Source organism: Pseudomonas sp. RC10 (assembly GCF_038397775.1).
GTDB classification, from domain to species: Bacteria; Pseudomonadota; Gammaproteobacteria; order Pseudomonadales; family Pseudomonadaceae; genus Aquipseudomonas; species Aquipseudomonas bambusae.
Genome location: NZ_CP151650.1, coordinates 3,354,444 through 3,374,577 on the forward strand (window position 1 = coordinate 3,354,444; position 20,134 = coordinate 3,374,577).

Consider the following 20,134-nt stretch of genomic DNA (forward strand, 5'->3'; position numbering starts at 1 on the left):
GGAGATCGAGTCAGGCTCGGCATCTGCGGCGCCAGTGGACTTCTGTAGGAGCGAATTCATTCGCGATGCAGTCGTACAACCGACAAACATGTGTCTGATGTACCGGCCTCTCGCGAATACATTCGCGCCTACAGGTTTGAATCCGTGCAAGGCGTCAGATGTTTTCCGGCGTCACGATCTGCAACGGCACCAGCACCCGGTGGCGTTGCGGGTCGATGGTGTCGGTCTTGGGCAATTGCACCATCACCTCGATCAGCGCTTGGGCGATGAGCCTGGGTTGGGAATCGATCACCAGCGTCACCAGTCCCTTGCGCATCGCCGGGCGGGATTCGACTGTGGGTTCTTGCAGAATCACGCACAGCTCGGGCCGATGAGGCGTCGCGGCCAAGGCACTGATCACGCCCTCAACGCCTCCGCCCGCCACGTACAGCCCTCGCAAATCCGGATGGCGCGCCAACAGTTCCAGCGTGGCCTCTTCCGTGATCGCGCCGTTGTCGAGGGTGATGATCGACGGCAGTACGCGAAACTGCGGGGCTTTTTCTTCGAAGAAACTGCGCACCCCGGCTTCCCGCTGTTCATGCCCGAGAAATCGATGCCCGCCGAGCATCACCGCCACCGAACCGCCTTCTTTCGCTGAACCATGGGCGATCAGCCAGCCTGCGGTGCGGCCCACTTCAAGGTTGTCGGTGCCGACGTAGGCGCCAGGCGTGATCGTCGGCAGATCGGTCAGCAGCGACACCACGTGCACCCCTTGCTGACGCACCTGTTCGATAGCGTTGATGATCAGCGGGTGGTCGAAGCTGACCAGCGCCAGGCAGTCACTCAGCGCGGTCAATCGATGAATCTGCCCGACGATGGATAACGGCGCGCGGTCATGGATCAGCTCGATGTGGCAAACGATATTGGCGACTTGAGAGTCCCGCGCCTGTTCGACGATGGCATCGCTCAAGGTCTTGTAAAAGGTCTGCGAGGTGCCCAGCAGCAGAATGCCGAAGTGATACGCCGGCTTCTTTTCGTTGATCCGCTGGCCGATCAATCGCGCCGCAAAATAGCCCACGGCTTCGGCGGCTTCCTGCACTTTTTGCGCGGTCTCCGGGTTCACCGGTGCGCGGGCATTCAATACGCGATCCACTGTCGCGACACTCAAGTTGGCGTAGTGGGCGACGGTGGCAATGGTCGGGCGTTTTTTATTATCCATACAGCCTCGAAAAGACGGCTTGATAGAAAACTATCAAGCGCTAACAGGGCTGGATGATAGCTTGAGAGAGAATACTTTCAAGCGCTTGTCGCGGCCTTTTGGATCTCTATAGTTTGAATCAGCCACGTCATTGAACGGCACGCTATTTCACACTTCGGAGAACAATAACAATGTCGCAGATTCCCTTCGATCCTGAACGCGGGAAGGATTACAGCATCACCGGCGAACAGGCGCGGCGGGCGGAAGAAGCCGGTCTGGTTTCGGCCGTCTGGTATCAATGCCCGGTGCCGCGCAAACGCATGAAAGAACTGATGCAGCGCCACGATCATCGCGCCCTCCGCGACACCGCCATCTGGCTCGGGGCGATGGTCCTCAGCGGCTGGGGCGGCTATGTGTTCTGGGGCAGCGCGGCCTGCGTGCCGTTCTTCCTGATCTACGGTCTGTTGTACGGCACCGCCGCGAACTCCCGCTGGCATGAGGCTGGCCATGGCACGGCGTTCAAGACCCGCTGGATGAACGACGTGGTCTATCAGATCGCCTGCTTCATGGTCATGTACGAGCCACAAGTCTGGCGCTGGAGCCACGCCCGCCACCACACCGACACCATCATCGTCGGTCGCGACCCCGAGATCGTCGAGCCCCGTCCGCCGCGCCTGAACATGATCGTGCTCAAGCTGTTCTCGCTGCCCCACGTCTACAACGCGTTAAAGTCGCTGTTCCCCCACGCGAGCGGGCAGATGAGCGCGGAAGAAAAAGTGTTCGTGCCCGAGTCGGAATTTCCCAAGGTTTATCGCACGGCGCGCGTCTGGCTGGTGTTGCACGGGATCGTCATTGCCTCGGCGCTTTACCTCAACTCCTGGCTGCCGTTGATGTTCGTGCTGTTGCCGACGATGTACGGCGGCTGGCTGAGTTATATGTTCGGCCTGACTCAGCACGTGGGCCTGGCCGAAGATGAACTCGACCACCGCAAGAACTGCCGCACGATTTATATGAACCCCGTGTTCCGGTTCTTTTATTCGGACATGAATTACCACCTGGAACATCACATGTTTCCCATGGTGCCTTATCACGCCCTGGCGCAACTTCATGAAGAAATAAAAGACGATTGCCCGCCGCCGTACAACAGCCTGTTCGAGGCCTACCGGGAAATTATTCCGACGTTGCTGAAACAGCGCAAAGACCCTTCTTTCTATATCAAGCGCCCGGTTCGCGAGCCTGCGCCTGAAGCGGCAACAGCGTCGCAAAGCCCGGAATCGGCGTTCAGCTGACCATCACCCTCCTTTTCAAAAGAACAAGAGAGCACTGCCATGAGCAATCAATGGGTAGAGGTTTGTCACGTCGATGACATCGATGAAGAAGATGTCATTCGCTTCGATCATCAACAGAAAACCTACGCGGTGTACCGCTCCCACAACAGCCAATACTTCGCCACCGACGGCCTGTGCACCCACGAGAAGATTCATCTCGCCGACGGTCTGGTCATGGACTTCGTCATCGAATGCCCCAAGCACAACGGGCGTTTCGATTACCGCAACGGCAAGGCGCTGAACGCCCCGGCCTGCGTCAACCTCAAGACCTACCCGGTCAAGGTCGAAGCCGGGAAAGTCTTGCTCGACCTCTTGGGGCAGGGCGAAGCATGAAGGCGTCCGAGACGCTGGTGATCGTCGGCGCCGGTCACGCGGGTGGCCGAGCGGCGCTGACCCTTCGGGAAGCGGGATTTACGGGGCGTATCGTGTTGATCGGCGATGAGCCGCATTTGCCCTACGAGCGTCCGCCGCTGTCGAAAGCGCTGCTCAAGGGTGAGTCGGACCTAGCCGCGTGCAGCCTGTTCAGTGAGGCGAGTTTCATCGCGTCGGGGATCGAGCATCTCAGTGGGGTGAAAGCGACGCACATCGACCCAGCTCGGCATGAGGTGGTGTTGGACAGTGAGGTGTCGGTGGGTTACAGCAAGCTGCTGCTCGCCATCGGCGGTACGTCGCGCCGCCTCGATTTGGCGGGCCGCTCGTTCGACAACCTGCATTACCTGCGCACGTACGACGAAGCGGTCGAACTGGAAAAACGCCTCACGCCCGGCACCCGGCTGGTCGTGGTGGGCGGCGGGTTCATCGGCCTTGAAGTGGCGGCCAGTGCTCGCGAGCGCGGCTGTGACGTGACGGTGCTGGAGGCCGGGACACGACTGGCGGCCCGTGCCCTGCCTGAACGGATCTCCGAGGCGTTGTTGGCGCTGCACCGACGTGAGGGCGTGACCATACACCTCGGCGCGCGGATCGAACGTTTCATCGGGGAAACCCACGTGGAAGCAGTGCAGCTGGCCGATGGGACGCGCGTGCCGTGCGACCGGTTGCTGGTGGGCATCGGGCTGCAACCGAATCTTGAGCTGGCGCGCCAGTCAGGACTGGAAACAGGCAGCGGCATTCGGGTAGATCGCTATCTGTGCACCAGCGCGCCGGACGTGTACGCGGCGGGGGATGCCTGCGAATTTCCCGGCATCGACGGCGGCTTTCAGCGTCAGGAAACCTGGCGCAATGCGGAGGCCCAGGGCCGCATCGCCGCGCTGAACATGCTGGGTCAGGAGCAGCCGTTCACTGGCGTGCCGGGGTTCTGGTCCGATCATTACGCGTTCGGCTTGCAGACCGTGGGCGTGCTGGCGGCGGACGCGCGGATCGTCCAACGAGAGGGGGGCGATGGCGGGTTTTTGCTGCTGTACCTGGACTCCCAATCCAGGCTGACGGGCGCCAGTGGTTGGGGGCTCGGCAACAGCATCGCCAAAGACATCAAGCTGTGCGAGCGGCTGATCGAAAGCGGGGTCGTGTTACCCGTCGACGCACTGGCCGATGCCGGGGTGTCACTAAAAGGATTGCTGCGGGGTGCCCATGCCTGAGCGGTCATTGACGCGTGAGTTCGTGGTCTTCCAGTCGATGTGGGCCATGCAGAACGAACAGGGCGTGCTGCCGTCGCCTCTTGAACAGCAACTGACGAAGATTGCCGAAGCGGGTTTCGATGGCATCACTGATCACTTCTACGAACCGGGGGCGGCGCGGGAACTGGCAACGTTGGCGCGTAGCCTCGGGCTGCAGATCGAAGGCCAGTTGTTTCCGCAAACCGTCGACGGGTTGCAGCCTGCGTTGGACATCGCCAGCCAGTACGGTTGTCATCACCTGACGATTCAGGCCGACGTTCGCCCGCGCACGCTGAAGGAGGCGGTCACGCTGATCGAAGGCTGGCAGCGTCTGGCGGAGCAGGTGGATTTCCCCGTGCTGATCGAAACCCACCGCTACCGCGTGACCAACGACCTGCATTTCACCCTCGACCTGCTTCGGGAATTGCCGGAGATGAAGCTGTTGGCCGACCTGTCCCATTACGTGGTGGGACGCGAGATCCCGCTGCCACCGAGTGATGAGGATCAGCGTCAGATTGAGGCCATCCTGCGGCACAGTTGGGGCTTTCATGGCCGGGTCGCCAATAGTGAGCAGGTGCAGGTGCCGATCAGTTTTCCCCAGCATCAGCCTTGGCTGGCGCTGTTCAGCGAGTGGTGGCGGTTCGGGATGCAGGACTGGCGTGAGCGGCCGGAGGTGCAGGGGAGCCTGTCGTTTACCTGCGAACTGGGCCCGCCGCCCTATGGGATCACCGACCGATTTGGGCGGGATATCACTGACCGGTGGCAAGAGTCGTTGCAGATGAAGGATCTGGCTCGCCGCCTCTGGCAGGATTGCGCGCCAATCTGACGTTCTGGCACGCCCTGTGCTGTCCTGATCGATACCGGGTTGTTGAACAATCCCGCTCGCTCAGGAATGCACGCTGTGTCCATCGCCAAAGAAAACGGGTTGTCCCTCGCCGATCAGGTCGCGCACGAACTGCGTGAGGACATCATCAACGGTCGTTTGCTGTCCGGCATGCCGCTGGTGGAAACAGAACTGGTCCGCCATTACAGCGCGTCCCGCAACACCGTGCGCGAAGCCTTGCACCTGCTGGGGCGGGAAGGGTTGACCACCTACATACGGCACAAGGGCGTGATCGTCCGTCGCCTGACCGTGGACGACGTGCGTGACCTCTTCAGCGTGCGCCGCACCCTGGAATCCCGCGCCATTCTGGCCGGCCGCCCGCTGGCTCATCCCCAGACCGATCACATGGCCAACGCCATCGACGCCGCCGAGCTGGCCTGCGAGCGCGAAGACTGGCGGGCGTTCGGCACCCACAGCCTGCGTTTTCATCAGCAGGTCGTCGGCCTGCTGGGCAGCCCGTCGTTCAACGAATTCTTCACCAACATCGTCGCCCAGATGCGCCTGGTGTTTTCCGCTGCCCTCGACGAAGCGAACTTTCAGGCGCCGTGGCTGGCGCGCGACCGCCACCTCTATCAGCTGCTGCTCGACGAACGACGGCTTGAAGCCAACGAGGCGATGGACAGCTACCTCAACGATTCCGAACACCAGGCGCTGACGCTGCTGGCCAGCGCTGCACACCCTTGAATCAAGCCACCTTTAAACCAGGAGAGCCTCATGTATAAAGACTACCCAGCCGCGTATCAGGTCAGCAAAGGCTCGGCCTTGCAGGTCGACACGGCGTTTTACGAGCGCATTCGACAGGCGCAGGACCAGCGCACCCTGGTCGAGCAGTTCCAAGTGCCAATCCGCACCGGGCGGGCGTGGAAAGTGAAGGCAGGGCAGGTGTTCCGCGTCACCGCACCGGTCGGCCCGCAGGTGGGCGATTTCAACGTCTGGAACGCCAACGACCCCCGCGAACGCCTCTGGGCCGCCCGCACCCGGCAGCTGCAAGGCGCCCACGTCACCACTCATGATCGCCTGTGGTCGAACTTGCCATTCCTGCGCCCGCTGGTGACCATCACCGACGACAGCCTCGCGGCTTACGGCATCGACGAACACGGCGGCCGTCTGCACGATTTGCTCGGCACCCGCTGCGACCCCTACGTCAACAAAATGCTCACCGGCGAAGATTTCCATCACCACTGCCATTCCAACCTGACCCGCGCCGTGCTGCCTCACGGCCTGACCGAATTCGACGTGCACGATGTGCTGAACATCTTTCAATGCACCGGGCTCAACCACGACGACATGTACTTCATGAAGGCCTGCCCGGCGCAGAAGGGCGATTACCTGGAATTCTTCGCCGAAATCGACCTGCTCTGCGCCTTGTCCACCTGTCCGGGCGGCGACCTGTCCTTGCCGATGTGGGGGCCTGAAGCACAAGACCCGCTCAGCGTCTGTCGGCCGTTGGGGGTGGAAATCTACGACCTGACGCCCGAGCTGCTGGACGGTTGGGAACAACCCAAACGCGCCGAGTACAACGGGTTGCATGGGTTGGGGATTGCCAAGGCAGCGTGGGAAAAATAGCTACGCCTGAGTGTCCTGGATGGGGGGCTTCGGACAGCAGACGCTGAGCCTGCTGTTCGATGAATTCAAGTCCGTGAAAAGCGGGGCCAGCGACATCACTCTGTCATGCCCGCAGATTTTTTACATCCGCCCATTTTTTTTTTTACAAAACGCCCAATAGCCTCAGAAAATTTTACAGGTCGCCGGGGCGGATCGAACGGGATGACCTCAAGCATCCCGCAACAAGTCATGGGCGTTGAGCAGGCTCCAGGCGATTTCAGGGCGTTTTTCCAGGCCGCGGCGGATGGCGGCGGGGATGGCGGCTCGGGTCTTGCGACAGAGGCCGGGGAGGTCGGCGATGTCGATGACGATGCCACGCATGCTGCGCACTTCCTTGAAACCGGGGGCGACGTCGAGGCGGATGCCGAGTTGCTCGTACAGGCGCCGTTGCATGTGTTCCAGATCGGTGAGGCTGGCGATGTTTTCCAGCCGTTCGAGGAGGCGCTTTTCCTCGGGCTTGGTCAGGCGGAGGATGCGTTGGTCTGCCCCGGCGGTCTCCAGCAGGCGTTCGCGGTCGCAGATGCAGGCGCCGGGCGGGCAGGGTGAGCGGATCGGCAGTATGGGGATCATGGGTGCCGATCATAGCGAGGGGGATCGGGGATTTATAGGGCTTCGATGGACGGCCTCGTGATCGAGTCGCCGGACGGTCTTGCTGTGTGATCAGCGTCTCGTTGCGCAGCCGTTGGTGCAGAAAAAACGAACGCTGGCGTGTCTCGGTCCTCGAACGTTCATACCCCTCGCGGTCATTCTGGAGAGACGACGATGATCAGTTCGCGCAAGACCTTGATGCCTTTGTTGTTTGTCGCGGCCGCCGTTGCATCGGGCGGTGTGGTGGCGCAGTCCTCTGTTTCATCACCGGTCATGCTCGCGGCGTCCGGTATTGGCGGTGGGGGCGCGGGTGGCGGTTCGGCAGGGGGCGGGGCTGCTGGCGGTGGCGCGGCAGGTGGTGCGGCGGGCACGGGGGCTGCCGGAACCAATGCCGCCGGGACCAATGGCACCAACAGCGGCAACACCAACGCGACCGGGACCAATGGCACGAATAGCAGCAACACGAATGCCACGGGCACCAACGGCACGAACGTGAACGGCACCGACGCCGCCCACACCAATGGCAGCAACAGCAGCAATACCAACGCCACCGGCACCAATGGCACCAATGCCAACAGCACTGACGCGGCCCACACCAACGGCAGCAACAGCACTAACACCACCGCGCCGAACACCTCGACCACCAACGGGGTCAATAACGGGACCGGGCAAAATGGCGTGAACAACGGTGGTGTCAACAACGGCAACGTGGGGACGACCAACCCAGCGTTGAGACCGGGTAACGGCGTGGGTGGCTCGTCATCGGCGCCGTCCTCCAGTGGCAACAGTGATTCCCTGCAGCAGGAACGTCAGCAGAGTGGCGAGCGGATGATCATGGAGCGCAAGGGGCAGATTCAGGAGGCCAACTGAGGCGGTGTGTCAGGCGATTCAGCGTTCCCTGATCCGTCGTCTTCGCTGCCGTCGTGACCTCCGGCGACTCCCACAGGACTTGTTGCGAATCCGCGACCTGCGACCGACGCCTCTACAGTTGATCGTGCCCACCGGATCAAGGATGGCGCGAAATCCCGTGGGAGACGCCGGAGGTTACGGCGGCAGCGAAAGCGGTCCACCGGATTCACCCCACCTTCGGCCACGCACAAACCGTCCATTCACAGCACGTCCGTTCAATACCCGCAAATCCCCCCACGACACTATGGCTTCAAGACCTGCCATCCCTCATCGAGGACATGGCGGTATTCATGAATCCGTTGGTGTGAAATGAGCTATTCGACTTTCAACGACCGCGCGCTGGACCTGGGGCTGTTGTTCCTGCGGGGCAGCGGTGCGCTGTTTCTGCTGTTCGTCCACGGCCTGCCCAAGCTGCTGGATTACAAGGCGCAGCTCACGCTGATCGAAGACCCTTTCCACTTGGGCGGCGTCTTGACCCTGAGCCTGGCGATTTTTGCCGAGGTGCTGTGCCCGTTGCTGATCCTTGCCGGTGTGCTGGCCCGGCTTGCCTGCCTGCCGATTCTATTTCTGCTGCTGGTGGCGCTGGTCGTGGTGCACAGCGACTGGAGCGTCGAGCAAGGCCAGTTCGGCTGGCTGCTGATCATCATTTTCACCAGCGTATTGATTGCCGGTCCCGGTCGTCTGGCGCTCAATCTTCGCATGCCGGGAGCGCTTCGCTATGCCTGAAACCGTTCTGTCCGCCGATATCCCCGCGCCGTCGACGTTGTCACCCGACGAGATCGTGACGCTGGTGGTCAAGCACCGCGTCAAGCACGGGATGGAAACGCAATACGAAGCCTGGCTGCGCCGCACGGTCACCATTGCCAGCACCTACCCGGGGCACCTCGGGGTGGACGTCGTTCGCGGCAAGTCCGACGGTTTGCACACCTTCACCTGTGTGCTGCGCTTCTCCTGCACCGAGGTCATGCAGAGCTGGCTCAGCTCCACCCAGCGCCGCGACTTGGTCGCTGAAGTGGCGCACATGCTCGCCGACGGCGACACCACCGAGGTCAATCGCCATAGCGAATTCTGGTTCGTTCCGGCCAGCGAGCTGCCACCGCCGCCGCGCTGGAAACAGGCCGTGGTGACCTTTTGCGTGATCTGCCCGCTGACCCTGCTGATCCCGCTGCTGTGGGGGCCGGTCTTTCGCGCATTTCCGTTGCTCGCTAATTACGTGATCAGCACGGCGCTGGTGACGATCACCATCGTGTTGCTGGTGGTGTACCTGCTGATGCCCCAAGCGACAAAGCTGGCTGCGCCATGGCTGAACGCCAAACCCGAGCCGCTGCCCGGTGCCGACCATGAAGGATGAACCCACCAACAGCGACCGCCGCCGCTTCGTCGCCACCGGCTCGCTACTCAGCGCGGCGGCGGCCGTTTTCTCTTCATTTCCCGTCACTGGCCTTGCGGTCGGTGCATCCCACTCTTCTGCCCCCGGAGGCGCGATGAACGTCGATCTGATTCTCTATAACGGCAACTTTCACACGGTCGATCAGGAAAAACCCAAAGCCAGCGCCGTGGCCATTGGCGGCGGCAAATTCGTCGCCGTGGGCACCGATGCCGAGATCATGTCCCTGCGCAACAGCGCCACGCAGGTCATCGACATGCACCAGCGCACGGTGATTCCGGGCCTCAACGACTCGCACTTGCACCTGATCCGTGGCGGCCTGAACTACAACCTCGAACTGCGCTGGGAAGGCGTGCCTTCGCTGGCCGACGCGCTGCGCATGCTGAAGGATCAAGCCGACCGCACGCCGACCCCGCAGTGGGTGCGCGTGGTGGGCGGCTGGAACGAATTCCAGTTCGCCGAAAAGCGCATGCCGACCCTGGAAGAGCTGAATCAGGCTGCGCCGGACACCCCGGTGTTCGTCCTGCACCTCTACGACCGTGCGCTGCTCAACCGCGCCGCACTGCGCGTGGCGGGGTACACCCGCGACACGCCGAACCCGCCGGGGGGCGAAATTGTGCGGGACAGCAAAGGCGACCCGACCGGCATGCTGGTGGCCAAACCCAACGCAATGATTCTGTATTCCACCCTCGCCAAAGGGCCGAAGCTGCCACTGGAATACCAGGTCAACTCGACCCGTCAGTTCATGCGCGAGCTGAACCGTCTGGGCCTGACCAGCGCCATCGACGCCGGGGGCGGTTTCCAGAACTACCCGGACGATTACGCCGTCATCACTCAGCTCGCCGAAGCGAAACAGCTGACCGTGCGCATCGCCTACAACCTGTTCACCCAGAAGCCGAAAGAAGAGCTCAACGACTTCAAGCACTGGACCAGCACCGTCACACTGCACCAGGGTGACGACTTCCTGCGGCACAACGGCGCCGGGGAAATGCTGACGTTCTCCGCCGCCGACTTCGAAGACTTCCTCGAACCACGCCCGGACCTGCCGCCCGGCATGGAGCAAGACCTTGAGCCGGTGGTGCGCCATCTGGTCGAGCACCGCTGGCCGTTCCGCCTGCACGCCACCTATGACGAATCGATCTCGCGGATGCTCGACGTGTTCGAGAAGGTCAACCGCGAGATCCCGTTCAACGGCATTCCGTGGTTCTTCGACCACTGCGAAACCATCACGCCACAGAACATCGAGCGCGTGAAGGCGCTGGGCGGCGGCATCGCGATTCAGGACCGCATGGCGTTCCAGGGCGAATATTTCGTTGACCGTTACGGCAAGCAGGCCGCCGAGGCGACGCCGCCGATCAAACGCATGCTGGCCGAAGGTGTGCCAGTGGGGGCGGGCACCGACGCCACCCGCGTGTCGAGCTACAACCCCTGGACCTCGCTGTACTGGATGGTCAGCGGGCGCACCGTTGGCGGTCTGGAACTGTACCCGGAAGGCCTGTCCCGCGAGGCCGCGCTGGAGCTGTTCACCCGTGGCAGCGCGTGGTTCTCGTCCGAGCAGGGCAAGAAGGGCCAGATCAAGGTGGGCCAGTTAGCGGACGTGGTGGCCCTGTCGCAGAACTTCTTCAGCGTCCCGGAAGAGTCGATCAAGTGGATCGAATCGGTGCTGACCATCGTCGACGGCAAGGTGGTGTACGCCACCGAAGAATTCGACGACCTGGCCCCGCCGAGCGTGCCGGTGCTTCCGGACTGGTCTCCCGTGGCCAAGGTGCCGGGCCACTGGCGTCAGGGTGCGCCGATGGCCGCTGCTGTTCACCAGTGCAGCGGGCCGTGCGGGGTGCATGCCCACAGCCACGACAAGGCGCGAATGTCGAAAGTCCCGGTCAGTGACTTCCAGGGCTTCTGGGGCGCGTTCGGCTGTTCGTGCTTCGCGTTCTGACCGGCGATTGAAAAGAGCCTGAAATCCCTCGCCGGGCTGAATGGGCGAGGGCAGGGGTCAGCGCCGTTCGCTGACCCCCAATAAACGAAACGCCACACCTCAGTCACTCACTCAATGGAGTCAATCATGACCGCTCCCTACAAACGTCTGGACATCAACGATGCCGTGGTCCTGCTGGTCGATCACCAAACCGGCCTGATCTCGCTGGTGCAGGACTTCTCGCCGAACGAGTTCAAGAACAACGTGCTGGCCCTGGCCGACTGCGCCAAGTTCTTCAAACTGCCGACCATCCTGACCACCAGCTTCGAATCCGGCCCGAACGGTCCGTTGGTGCCCGAGCTGAAGGAAATGTTCCCGGACGCGCCGTACATCGCACGCCCTGGCCAGATCAACGCCTGGGACAACGAAGATTTCGTCAAAGCGATCAAGGCGACCGGCCGCAAGCAATTGATCATCGCCGGTGTCGTGACCGACGTCTGCGTGGCGTTCCCGACCCTGTGCGCGCTGGAAGAAGGCTTCGACGTGTTCGTGGTGACTGATGCGTCCGGCACGTTCAACGAAGTGGTTCAACAAGCCGCCTGGGCGCGCATGTCCGCTGCCGGTGCGCAACTGGTCAACTGGTTCGCCGTGGCCTGCGAGCTGCAACGCGACTGGCGCAACGACATGGAAGGCCTGGCCAACCTGCTGTCCCAGCGCATCCCGAACTACCGCAACCTGATCAACACCTACACCACGTTCAACAAGTAAGACGGGTTGATGTCAGACAGGGCGCCATTGTCCCGCCCTGTCTGACAAACGCCGCAGCCCCCTGTAGGAGCGAATTCATTCGCGAGACGGCGGCACATCCGCAGAGGTTTATCGGATGTACCGGCCTCTCGCGAATGAATTCGCTCCTACAGAACACCGTCTCCGGATCACGTTCCCGAACGCACGATCATCGTGCGTTATCTACCCAGTCCTGGTGCGTGAAGTAGCAGTCCGATACGCCCCCCGAAACCTGTTCCTGCACATTTTCCATTCCGGTCAGACAGTTGGCGGGGTGCCGCTGACCTTGGCACCGCTTTTGCTTTTATGCATCCGTGGATGATTGGATACAAAAATTCAAAGAGGTCACCTCATGCGCCCCGTGCCGCGTTACACCGAACGTCAACCCGTGACCGCCGAAGAGGAGGCGTACGCCTTTCTGCTCGACGCCATTTGCAAAGGCACTTACCGCATGGGCGAGCGGCTGATCGCCGAAGACATCGCGGGGGAGATCGGCATGAGCCGCATGCCGGTGCGCGAAGCGTTCAGGCGCCTGGCGGCCGACGGACTGGTCACGTTGCGGCCCAACCGCGGCGCCGTCGTCAGCGGCCTGAACATCGACGAAATGCGCGAAGTCTTCGAAATGCGCAGCGCGCTGGAAGGCCTGGCGATCCGCGTGGCGGTGCCCAAAATCACCGAACGCCACCTCATCCATCTGGAGCGCCTGCTCGACGACATGGACGACTACCGCGACGACAGTTCGGAGTGGGTCAGCCGTCACCGCGCGTTTCACGAATACCTGTGCAGCCTCAGCGAGCGCGCGCGGTTGATGCGGCAGATATCCGCGCTGTACACGGTCATCGAGCCGCACATGCGGGTCTGGCTGGAGCATGGCGAAAAGCCCCTCAGCGCCCGCGATGAACACGCGGTGATTCTCGATGCCGTGCGCGCTGGCGACGCCAATCACGCCGAGCGGGTCCTGCGCGACCACATCGAAGGCACGGTGCCTAGCCTTATCGCCTTTCTGGAGCAACAAAAACACCCCTAGCTTCCCCCAAAGAGCCAGAGCGGACACCCAGTCCGCCCGCTGCAAAGCCGTACCGCTGTGACGTTCAGAACTGCCCTTACTTTCTTACCGAAACCGGAGCTTCCGTCATGCACACACCCGCCACATTGGCCGCCGCCATTTCCCTGAGTCTTTGCGCATCGCAGGTGTTCGCCGCGCCGACCGTGCCCGACCGTCTGCAGAAGGTCGACAAGGTCACCTATTGCTCGGGCATGGATTCACCGCCGCTGGTGTCGTTCGACGCCGCGCAGAAACCGGTGGGCCTGACCATCGACCTCGGTGTCGAGATCGCCAGGCGGTTGGGGGGCAAGAAGGTGGAGTGGCGGGTGATTCCGTTCTCCGGGCTGGTGCCCGCGTTGCTGGCGCAGCAGTGCGACATGATCGTCGATCAGTTGTTCGACAAACCCGAACGTCGCGAAGTGATCAACATCGTCAATTACATGTATTCCAGCCAGTCGGTGGTGGTGCCCAAGGGCAACCCCAAGGGCATCAAGTCGCTGGATGACCTGTCCGGACACAAAGTCGCGGTGCTCAACGGGTCGACGATCAAGACCCTGCTCGACGCACAGAACGAAACCCTGACCAAAGCCGGCAAGCCGCCGCTGAAACTGGTGGTCTACAACACTGACACCGACGCGTTCCAGGCCCTGCGCATCAACCAGGTCGACGCATACGGCACCACCGTGGAAACTGCCGGTTACTACGCCAACATGGCGCCGGACCTGTTCCAGGAAGGCGTGCCCGCGTTCAGCCGCATCCTCACCGGGTTGGGCATTCGCAAGGACGACGCGCAACTCACCACCGCTGTGCAGCAGGTGATCAGCGACATGCGCAGCGACGGCAGCTACACCCAGTTGCTCGCCAAATGGCATGTCGAAAGCGACAAGCTCGACTGAGTCAGCGCCGAACGGGATAGACCGATGAATTTCAATTGGGATGTGTTCTGGCAATACCTCCTGCAACCCAGTGGCGTCTACGTCACCGGGCTGTGGCTAACCTGCCTGATCAGTGTGCTGGCGATGCTGCTGGGTTGCACGCTGGGCCTGATCGCAGCGTTGATGCGCCTGTCGAAGAACCCGCTGTTGAACCTGCCGGTGCGTTTTTACGTATGGCTGATGCGCGGCACGCCGCTGTTGGTGCAAATCGTCTTCCTCTACACCGCGCTGGCGGCGGGCGGGATTTTCCGCTTCGAAGACATCGACCTTGGCTGGTTCATCGTGCCGGGCAACATTCAGGCGGCGATCATCGCGCTGGGGCTGAACGAAGGCGCGTATATGGCCGAGATCATTCGTGCCGGGATCGGCGCGGTGGACAAAGGTCAGTACGAGGCCGGGCGTTCGCTGGGCATGACCTTCGGCAAGCTGATGCGCCGTATCGTGTTGCCCCAGGCGTTTCGGGTCATCGTTCCGCCGCTGGGCAACGAATTCAACGTGATGCTGAAAAACACCACGCTGGTCAGCGTCATCGGCGTTCAGGAACTGCTGCTGAGCACGCAAATGGTGACCTCCGCGACGTTCCGCGTTTTCGAGCTGTACCTGGTGGTGGCGATTTACTTCCTGATGCTGACCACGCTGTGGGGCTTCTTCCAGCGCTGGCTGGAACAGCGCTTCGGCCAGTCGGACCGACAGCCACCGGCGGCGAAACGCATGTTCGGTCGCAGCGCAATGAAACTGCTGAGGGGGCGTTGAGATGGCGCATCAAAGTGACGAACTGATCATCGAGGCGCTGGACATTCACAAGTCCTTCGGCGACCTGGAAATTCTCAAGGGCATCTCACTGCAAGTGCGGCGAGGCGAAGTGGTGGTGCTGATTGGCGCCTCGGGGTCGGGCAAGACCACCTTCATTCGCTGCATCAATTTGCTGGAAGACATTCAGTCCGGACGCATCCGGGTGAACGGCCAGGCCATGGGCTATCGCGAGCGGGCCGACGGCAGTCTGGTGCGTGAGTCCGAGCGCCACATCGCCCGCCAGCGTCGCGACATCGGCATGGTGTTCCAGCGCTTCAATCTGTTCGCCCACATGACCGCGCTGGAAAACATCATTGAGGCGCCGATCCACGTGCTCGGCGTCCCAAAAGCGGCTGCGTTGAATCAGGGCCGTGAGTTGTTGGCGCGGGTCGGTCTGGCAGACAAGGCCGCGCACTATCCCTCAATGCTCTCCGGCGGGCAGCAACAGCGGGTGGCGATCGCCCGCGCGCTGGCGATGAAACCCAAAGCCATGCTGTTCGACGAGCCCACCAGTGCCCTTGACCCGGAAACCGTCGGCGAGGTGCTTCAGGTGATGAAAGAACTCGCCGAAGACGGCATGACCATGGTCGTGGTGACCCATGAAATGGGCTTTGCCCGAGAGGTCGCCGACCGCGTGGTGGTGCTGGACCAGGGCGAACTGATCGAGCAGGGGCCCCCGGAACAGATTTTCAGCCGTCCGAATCACCCCCGTACCCAGGCGTTTCTCAGCCGCGTCCTCTGAGGCCCAGCCGGTCTGGTCCACGAATCCCGCATTGATAGAGCCTTCGACATGTTGAATTTTTCTGCCCACGACTATCCGTATCCGTCCCAACGCCAGAGCGTTTTTGCCCGCCGAGGCATGATCGCCGCATCGCAACCGCTGGCCGCTCAGGCAGGGATGGAAATGCTGCAAAAAGGCGGCAACGCCATCGACGCCGCGATTGCCACGGCCGCGGCCCTGACCGTCGTCGAACCTACCGGCTGCGGCATCGGCGGTGACGCGTTTGCGTTGGTCTGGACCCAGGGCCAACTGCACGGCCTGAACGCCAACGGCCATGCCCCAGCGGCGTTGAGCATCGAGGCCGTGAAAGCGGCCGGCCACACCGAGATGCCCCTGTACGGCTGGACGCCGGTCACCGTGCCCGGCTGCCCCTCGGCTTGGGCTGAACTGTCTCGACGGTTTGGCAAGTTGCCGTTCGTTGATCTGCTGCAACCGGCAATCAGCCTGGCCCGGGACGGTTTTCCGCTGTCACCCGTGGTCGCCCATCAATGGCAAAAAGCGTTCGACGAATTCAGTCCCCATCGGGACGCAGTGCTGGACAGCTGGTTCGACACCTTTCTGATCGACGGCCGGGCGCCGAAAGCCGGAGAACTGTTTCGCAACCCGGCGCAGGCGCGCACCCTTGAAGAACTGGCCACCACCCAATGCGAGAGCCTGTATCGCGGCGCGCTGGCGCAGCGCATCGACGCTCATTCGCGAGCCACGGGCGGCTATTTGCGCGCTGAAGACCTCGCCGCGTTTCGCCCGCAGTGGGTCGATCCGATCAGCGTCAATTACCGGGGCTACGACGTCTGGGAAATCCCGCCCAGCGGCCAGGGCCTCGTGGCGCTGATGACGCTGAAGATCCTCGAAGGCTTCGATTTCGACCATCGCGACAGCCAGCAGACTTGGCACCGTCAACTTGAGGCGATGAAGCTGGCCTACAGCGACGGCCTGCACCACATCACCGACCCATTGCACATGCGCGTCGCGGTCGAGGAGTTGCTCAGCGACCGTTACAGCGATGCACGGAGGGCCTTGATCGCCGATCACGCCCAGGCGCCAACACCGGGCGATCCCCACGCCAGCGGCACGGTCTACCTGGCCACCGCCGATGCCGAGGGCAACATGGTCTCGTTCATCCAGAGCAACTACCACGGCTTCGGCTCCGGCGTGGTGCTGCCCGACAGCGGGCTGGCGTTGCAGAACCGGGGGCAAGAATTCAGCCTCGATCCCGCGCACGCCAATTGTCTGGTCCCTGGCAAGAAAACCTTTCACACGATCATTCCGGGGTTTATCACCAAGGACGGCGAAGCAGTGGGGCCGTTTGGCGTGATGGGCGGTTACATGCAGCCTCAAGGGCACGTGCAGATGGTCATGAACCTGGTGGATTTTGGCCTCAACCCCCAAGCGGCCCTCGACGCACCGCGCTGGCAGTGGTTGGGCGGGATGAAAGTTGGCATCGAACAGGGCGCGTCAAAAGCGTTGGCAGCGGGATTGGCGCGCCGGGGCCACGACATCAGCATCGCTTTTGACTCCACGGAATTCGGACGCGGGCAGATCATCGTGCGGGACCCGGGCACAGGCGTGCTATGCGGCGGCACCGAGCCCCGGGCTGACTCCACCATCGTGGCGTGGTAAACCAGACGATCTGCTGATTTTAATTTTCCGAAAAGTCCTGTAATACAATACGATTGCTTTCAAGGGGCCGGATCATGAGGATCGGCCCCGGATTCAATCGTGGTCTTCCTGCAAAAGGAAGGCCGCCACCGTGGCATTCATAGGTCTTCAGGAATACAGCATGAAAGTACTACGTCAGGCGTCGTCCTTGCGGCATCAAGTGCAGGATGCACTGCGCAATGAAATCATCTCGGGGCGGTTCAAGCCTGGGGATCGTCTGGTGGAACAACAGCTGTACACCGCGCTGGACGTTAGCCGCACCTCGTTGCGTGAAGCATTGCGGCAACTGGAAGCGGAAGGGCTGGTGGAACAAGTGCCCCATCGCGGCGCCTACGTGGCCTCGGTGGATGCCAAGGACGCCGTGCAGATCTACGATGTACGCGGCGCGCTGGAAGTCCTCGCCGTGCGCAACTTCGTGCGCTACGCCACCGACGAAGACGTCGGCGAACTGAGCGAAGTCTTCGACGAATTCGCCGAACAGTCCCGCACCACCAGCGTCGACGGAACAGCCCTGCTGGACATCAAACGCCGCTTCTACCACGTCCTCCTCGACATCGAACAAAGCCGCGTCGTCGGCGGCATGCTCGAACAACTCAACAACCGCGTCAGCCTCCTGCGCGCCCTGTCCCTGGGCCGCGAAGGCCGCATGCCCCACACCCTGGCCGAACTCAAGGAAATCGTCCGCAACATCCAACTGCGCGACGAAGAAGGCGCCTGCGCCGCCGCACTGCTCCACGTCGAAAACGCCTCCAAAAACGTGCTTGAACTGTTGGCGGCAACTGGGGTGCACGCGGTGCAATAACCTGCCAACACCCGGATCGCCGGGCTGCCCCTTTCTCACGAACCCTGCGGCGTGCGCGGTTTAGGTATTCACTGAAGATTCACTGTGGGAGCGAATTCATTCGCGAAAGCGGGTCTTCAGGCGACGGAGATGTGTCGCCTGTACCGCCTTCGCGAATGAATTCGCTCCCACAGTTTAAGGCCTCTGCACGAAATGAAGCCCTGTACATGCCCTCACACCGCGAAGAGCGTTAGCTCCAGCCAGATGCCGTTGCTCTTCAAACACGATGGATCAGACGCCGCCGAACGCGACTTGGGTGCAGGCCGAGCGCAGGCGGCGCGGAGTGGGTCGAGCGGCATGGATGCCGCGAGAGCCGCGCTGGGCCATGGATGGCCCTTCGCGGCGGGCCCACGGAGCGTCGCCGTAGTGAGGGAACCCTGACGAAGTCAGGGCCAAACCAGGAGCAGGCGATTTTGGTTACTTTTGTCGCTTTTTCAAAAGTAACTCGCCGAAGGCGAAACCTTCTGCCCCCAGGCAGAACCGCCCCAACGGCAAACCTACCGCAACGCCGAATACGCCGTAGGCGTCATAAACTGCACCTCAACCCGCTCCACGATAATCTTCTGCGCCTCCGTCGCATTGCGCTTCTCCACCCACTCCGGATCTGCTTGAAACGCATTCCACTTCGTCTCCCGCTCCGCTAGGCTCTCCCACTGCAACAGATACGTCAGCGACTGATTCGTCGGCCCCGACAGATTCGTCCAGAACCCGACCTGCTTGATCCCATACTTATCGAAAAACCCCAGCGTAATGCTGGTAAACCGGTCATGCAAAGCGGGCAAACGGCCGGGAGCACAGTGATAAGTGCGCAATTCAACAATCATTCTTCCTCTCCTGTTTAAGTGCTGCTGACAAAGACTGAAAGCAGGTGCCGCTGGTAAGAAACCGTAAATTAGCCTATTGACCGATTGTATGACAGTCCTATAGTTTTATCTCACCTACTGGCCAATGTCATGCAGAACATTGCAGACACCGCCGCGACCCGAATTGACAAGAACATAAAAATCAAAGGGCACGAACATGACGCAACCCCAACGTATCGGCTTTATCGGACTGGGCATGATGGGCACGCCCATGACCGCCTGCCTGGCCAAAGCCGGCTTTCAACTGTTCCTCGCCGACGCCGATGCCGGGCGCCTGCGTGATGTGCAGGCGACCCTCAACGCCAGCGCGCTGACCCCCGAAAACGCCCAGTCACTCGACATCCTCATCACCATGCTGCCGAACTCGAACATTGTCGAGAACGTGTTGCTCGGCGAAGGCGGGTGGGCGGCATCCCTGGCGCCACAGGCCGTGGTGATCGACATGAGCTCTTCAGAGCCTGCCCGTTCCCGTGATCTTGGCCAGAAACTCAAGACCCTCAACCTTCAATACCTCGATGCCCCCGTTTCGGGCGGCGTGAAACGTGCCGTGGACGGCAGCCTGGCGATTCTGGTTGGCGGTAATGCCGAGGTCATGCAGCAATGCCGCCCGGTGCTTGACGCCATGGGCAAGAACATTCTGCACATCGGCGACGCCGGGTCGGGGCACGCCGCCAAGGCACTGAACAATTTCGTCTCGGCTGCGGGCCTGATGGCCACCGTCGAGGCGCTACACGTCGCCAAGCGCTTCGGCATCGACCCCGGCGTCATGGTCGATGTGCTCAATGCCTCCAGCGGTGGCAGCAACACCTCGTTGAACAAGGCCAAGCAATTCATGCTCAGCGGCACCTTCGGTTCGGGCTTCTCCATGCAGTTGATGAACAAGGACCTGAAGATCGCCAAGGGCCTGTCGGATGCGCTGGAGTATCCGATGATTTTCGGCCAGAGCGCGATCAAGGTCTGGAACGACGTGGCGCAGGATGCAACGCCGACCACCGACCACACCGAGATGTACCGCATGCTGGCCAAAGAAGGCGAGTGAAGGAGTCCG

21 protein-coding genes are annotated in these 20,134 nt (G+C 61.8%); 18 read left to right on the forward strand and 3 right to left on the reverse strand.

Annotated features, from left to right (window positions below; genetic code table 11):
* Positions 1 to 154: 154 nt before the first annotated feature.
* A complete protein-coding gene (locus AAEO81_RS15440; RefSeq protein ID WP_341964434.1) occupies positions 155 to 1,198 on the reverse strand; it encodes a LacI family DNA-binding transcriptional regulator in 1,044 nt (347 codons plus the stop codon).
* A 170-nt stretch (positions 1,199 to 1,368) separates the two neighbouring features.
* On the opposite strand from AAEO81_RS15440, the gene AAEO81_RS15445 reads away from it, so the two are divergent.
* From AAEO81_RS15445 to AAEO81_RS15470, 6 genes are all read left to right on the forward strand, one after another.
* Entirely contained in the window at positions 1,369 to 2,466 is a 1,098-nt protein-coding gene (locus AAEO81_RS15445; protein ID WP_341957525.1) for a fatty acid desaturase family protein, read from the forward strand.
* 39 nt (positions 2,467 to 2,505) lie between these two features.
* The gene (locus AAEO81_RS15450) at positions 2,506 to 2,838 is read left to right on the forward strand and encodes a MocE family 2Fe-2S type ferredoxin (RefSeq protein WP_341957526.1); all 333 of its coding nucleotides are present in this window, start codon (positions 2,506 to 2,508) and stop codon (positions 2,836 to 2,838) included.
* The gene (locus AAEO81_RS15455) at positions 2,835 to 4,079 is read left to right on the forward strand and encodes an FAD-dependent oxidoreductase (protein ID WP_341957528.1); all 1,245 of its coding nucleotides are present in this window, start codon (positions 2,835 to 2,837) and stop codon (positions 4,077 to 4,079) included. The genes AAEO81_RS15450 and AAEO81_RS15455 overlap by 4 nt, the downstream gene beginning before the upstream one ends.
* A complete protein-coding gene (locus AAEO81_RS15460; RefSeq protein WP_341957530.1) occupies positions 4,072 to 4,923 on the forward strand; it encodes a sugar phosphate isomerase/epimerase in 852 nt (283 codons plus the stop codon). The genes AAEO81_RS15455 and AAEO81_RS15460 overlap by 8 nt, the downstream gene beginning before the upstream one ends.
* A gap of 66 nt (positions 4,924 to 4,989) precedes the next feature.
* Positions 4,990 to 5,664, forward strand: a complete 675-nt coding sequence (locus tag AAEO81_RS15465; RefSeq protein WP_341957532.1) for a GntR family transcriptional regulator — start codon at positions 4,990 to 4,992, stop codon at positions 5,662 to 5,664.
* A gap of 30 nt (positions 5,665 to 5,694) precedes the next feature.
* Positions 5,695 to 6,546: a DUF1989 domain-containing protein gene (locus AAEO81_RS15470; protein WP_341957533.1), complete on the forward strand. Its 852-nt coding sequence runs from the start codon at positions 5,695 to 5,697 to the stop codon at positions 6,544 to 6,546.
* A gap of 207 nt (positions 6,547 to 6,753) precedes the next feature.
* Here the strand turns inward: AAEO81_RS15470 and AAEO81_RS15475 are convergent, their stop codons facing one another.
* Positions 6,754 to 7,155 carry a hypothetical protein gene (locus AAEO81_RS15475; RefSeq protein ID WP_341957537.1) on the reverse strand — a complete coding sequence of 134 codons (402 nt, stop codon included), beginning with the start codon at positions 7,153 to 7,155 and terminating at the stop codon, positions 6,754 to 6,756.
* A 192-nt stretch (positions 7,156 to 7,347) separates the two neighbouring features.
* On the opposite strand from AAEO81_RS15475, the gene AAEO81_RS15480 reads away from it, so the two are divergent.
* From AAEO81_RS15480 to AAEO81_RS15530, 11 genes are all read left to right on the forward strand, one after another.
* A complete protein-coding gene (locus AAEO81_RS15480; protein WP_341957538.1) occupies positions 7,348 to 8,043 on the forward strand; it encodes a hypothetical protein in 696 nt (231 codons plus the stop codon).
* Positions 8,044 to 8,391: 348 nt separating this feature from the next.
* Positions 8,392 to 8,808, forward strand: a complete 417-nt coding sequence (locus AAEO81_RS15485; RefSeq protein ID WP_341957540.1) for a DoxX family protein — start codon at positions 8,392 to 8,394, stop codon at positions 8,806 to 8,808.
* The gene (locus tag AAEO81_RS15490; RefSeq protein WP_341957542.1) at positions 8,801 to 9,433 is read left to right on the forward strand and encodes an antibiotic biosynthesis monooxygenase; all 633 of its coding nucleotides are present in this window, start codon (positions 8,801 to 8,803) and stop codon (positions 9,431 to 9,433) included. Before AAEO81_RS15485 ends, AAEO81_RS15490 begins: the two co-directional genes overlap by 8 nt.
* A gap of 133 nt (positions 9,434 to 9,566) precedes the next feature.
* On the forward strand, positions 9,567 to 11,405 hold the full coding sequence (locus AAEO81_RS15495) for an amidohydrolase (RefSeq protein WP_341964543.1): 1,839 nt from the start codon (positions 9,567 to 9,569) through the stop codon (positions 11,403 to 11,405).
* Between the two features lie 126 nt (positions 11,406 to 11,531).
* Positions 11,532 to 12,152, forward strand: coding sequence for an isochorismate family cysteine hydrolase YcaC (gene ycaC, locus AAEO81_RS15500; protein WP_341957543.1), 621 nt, complete (start codon positions 11,532 to 11,534; stop codon positions 12,150 to 12,152).
* 370 nt (positions 12,153 to 12,522) lie between these two features.
* Positions 12,523 to 13,197, forward strand: coding sequence for a GntR family transcriptional regulator (locus AAEO81_RS15505; protein WP_341957546.1), 675 nt, complete (start codon positions 12,523 to 12,525; stop codon positions 13,195 to 13,197).
* A 107-nt stretch (positions 13,198 to 13,304) separates the two neighbouring features.
* A complete protein-coding gene (locus AAEO81_RS15510; protein ID WP_341957548.1) occupies positions 13,305 to 14,111 on the forward strand; it encodes an ABC transporter substrate-binding protein in 807 nt (268 codons plus the stop codon).
* 24 nt (positions 14,112 to 14,135) lie between these two features.
* Positions 14,136 to 14,903, forward strand: coding sequence for an amino acid ABC transporter permease (locus tag AAEO81_RS15515; RefSeq protein WP_166598756.1), 768 nt, complete (start codon positions 14,136 to 14,138; stop codon positions 14,901 to 14,903).
* Between the two features lies 1 nt (position 14,904).
* Positions 14,905 to 15,684 carry an amino acid ABC transporter ATP-binding protein gene (locus tag AAEO81_RS15520; RefSeq protein WP_341957552.1) on the forward strand — a complete coding sequence of 260 codons (780 nt, stop codon included), beginning with the start codon at positions 14,905 to 14,907 and terminating at the stop codon, positions 15,682 to 15,684.
* 48 nt (positions 15,685 to 15,732) lie between these two features.
* Complete coding sequence (locus AAEO81_RS15525) at positions 15,733 to 17,343, forward strand: gamma-glutamyltransferase family protein (RefSeq protein ID WP_341957554.1); 1,611 nt, start codon at positions 15,733 to 15,735, stop codon at positions 17,341 to 17,343.
* Positions 17,344 to 17,503: 160 nt separating this feature from the next.
* Complete coding sequence (locus AAEO81_RS15530) at positions 17,504 to 18,184, forward strand: GntR family transcriptional regulator (RefSeq protein ID WP_166598753.1); 681 nt, start codon at positions 17,504 to 17,506, stop codon at positions 18,182 to 18,184.
* A 536-nt stretch (positions 18,185 to 18,720) separates the two neighbouring features.
* Here the strand turns inward: AAEO81_RS15530 and AAEO81_RS15535 are convergent.
* Positions 18,721 to 19,047: an NIPSNAP family protein gene (locus AAEO81_RS15535; protein WP_166598711.1), complete on the reverse strand. Its 327-nt coding sequence runs from the start codon at positions 19,045 to 19,047 to the stop codon at positions 18,721 to 18,723.
* 196 nt (positions 19,048 to 19,243) lie between these two features.
* Here AAEO81_RS15535 and AAEO81_RS15540 point away from each other — a divergent pair, with 196 nt between their 5' ends.
* Positions 19,244 to 20,125 carry an NAD(P)-dependent oxidoreductase gene (locus AAEO81_RS15540; RefSeq protein ID WP_341957559.1) on the forward strand — a complete coding sequence of 294 codons (882 nt, stop codon included), beginning with the start codon at positions 19,244 to 19,246 and terminating at the stop codon, positions 20,123 to 20,125.
* Positions 20,126 to 20,134: the final 9 nt, after the last annotated feature.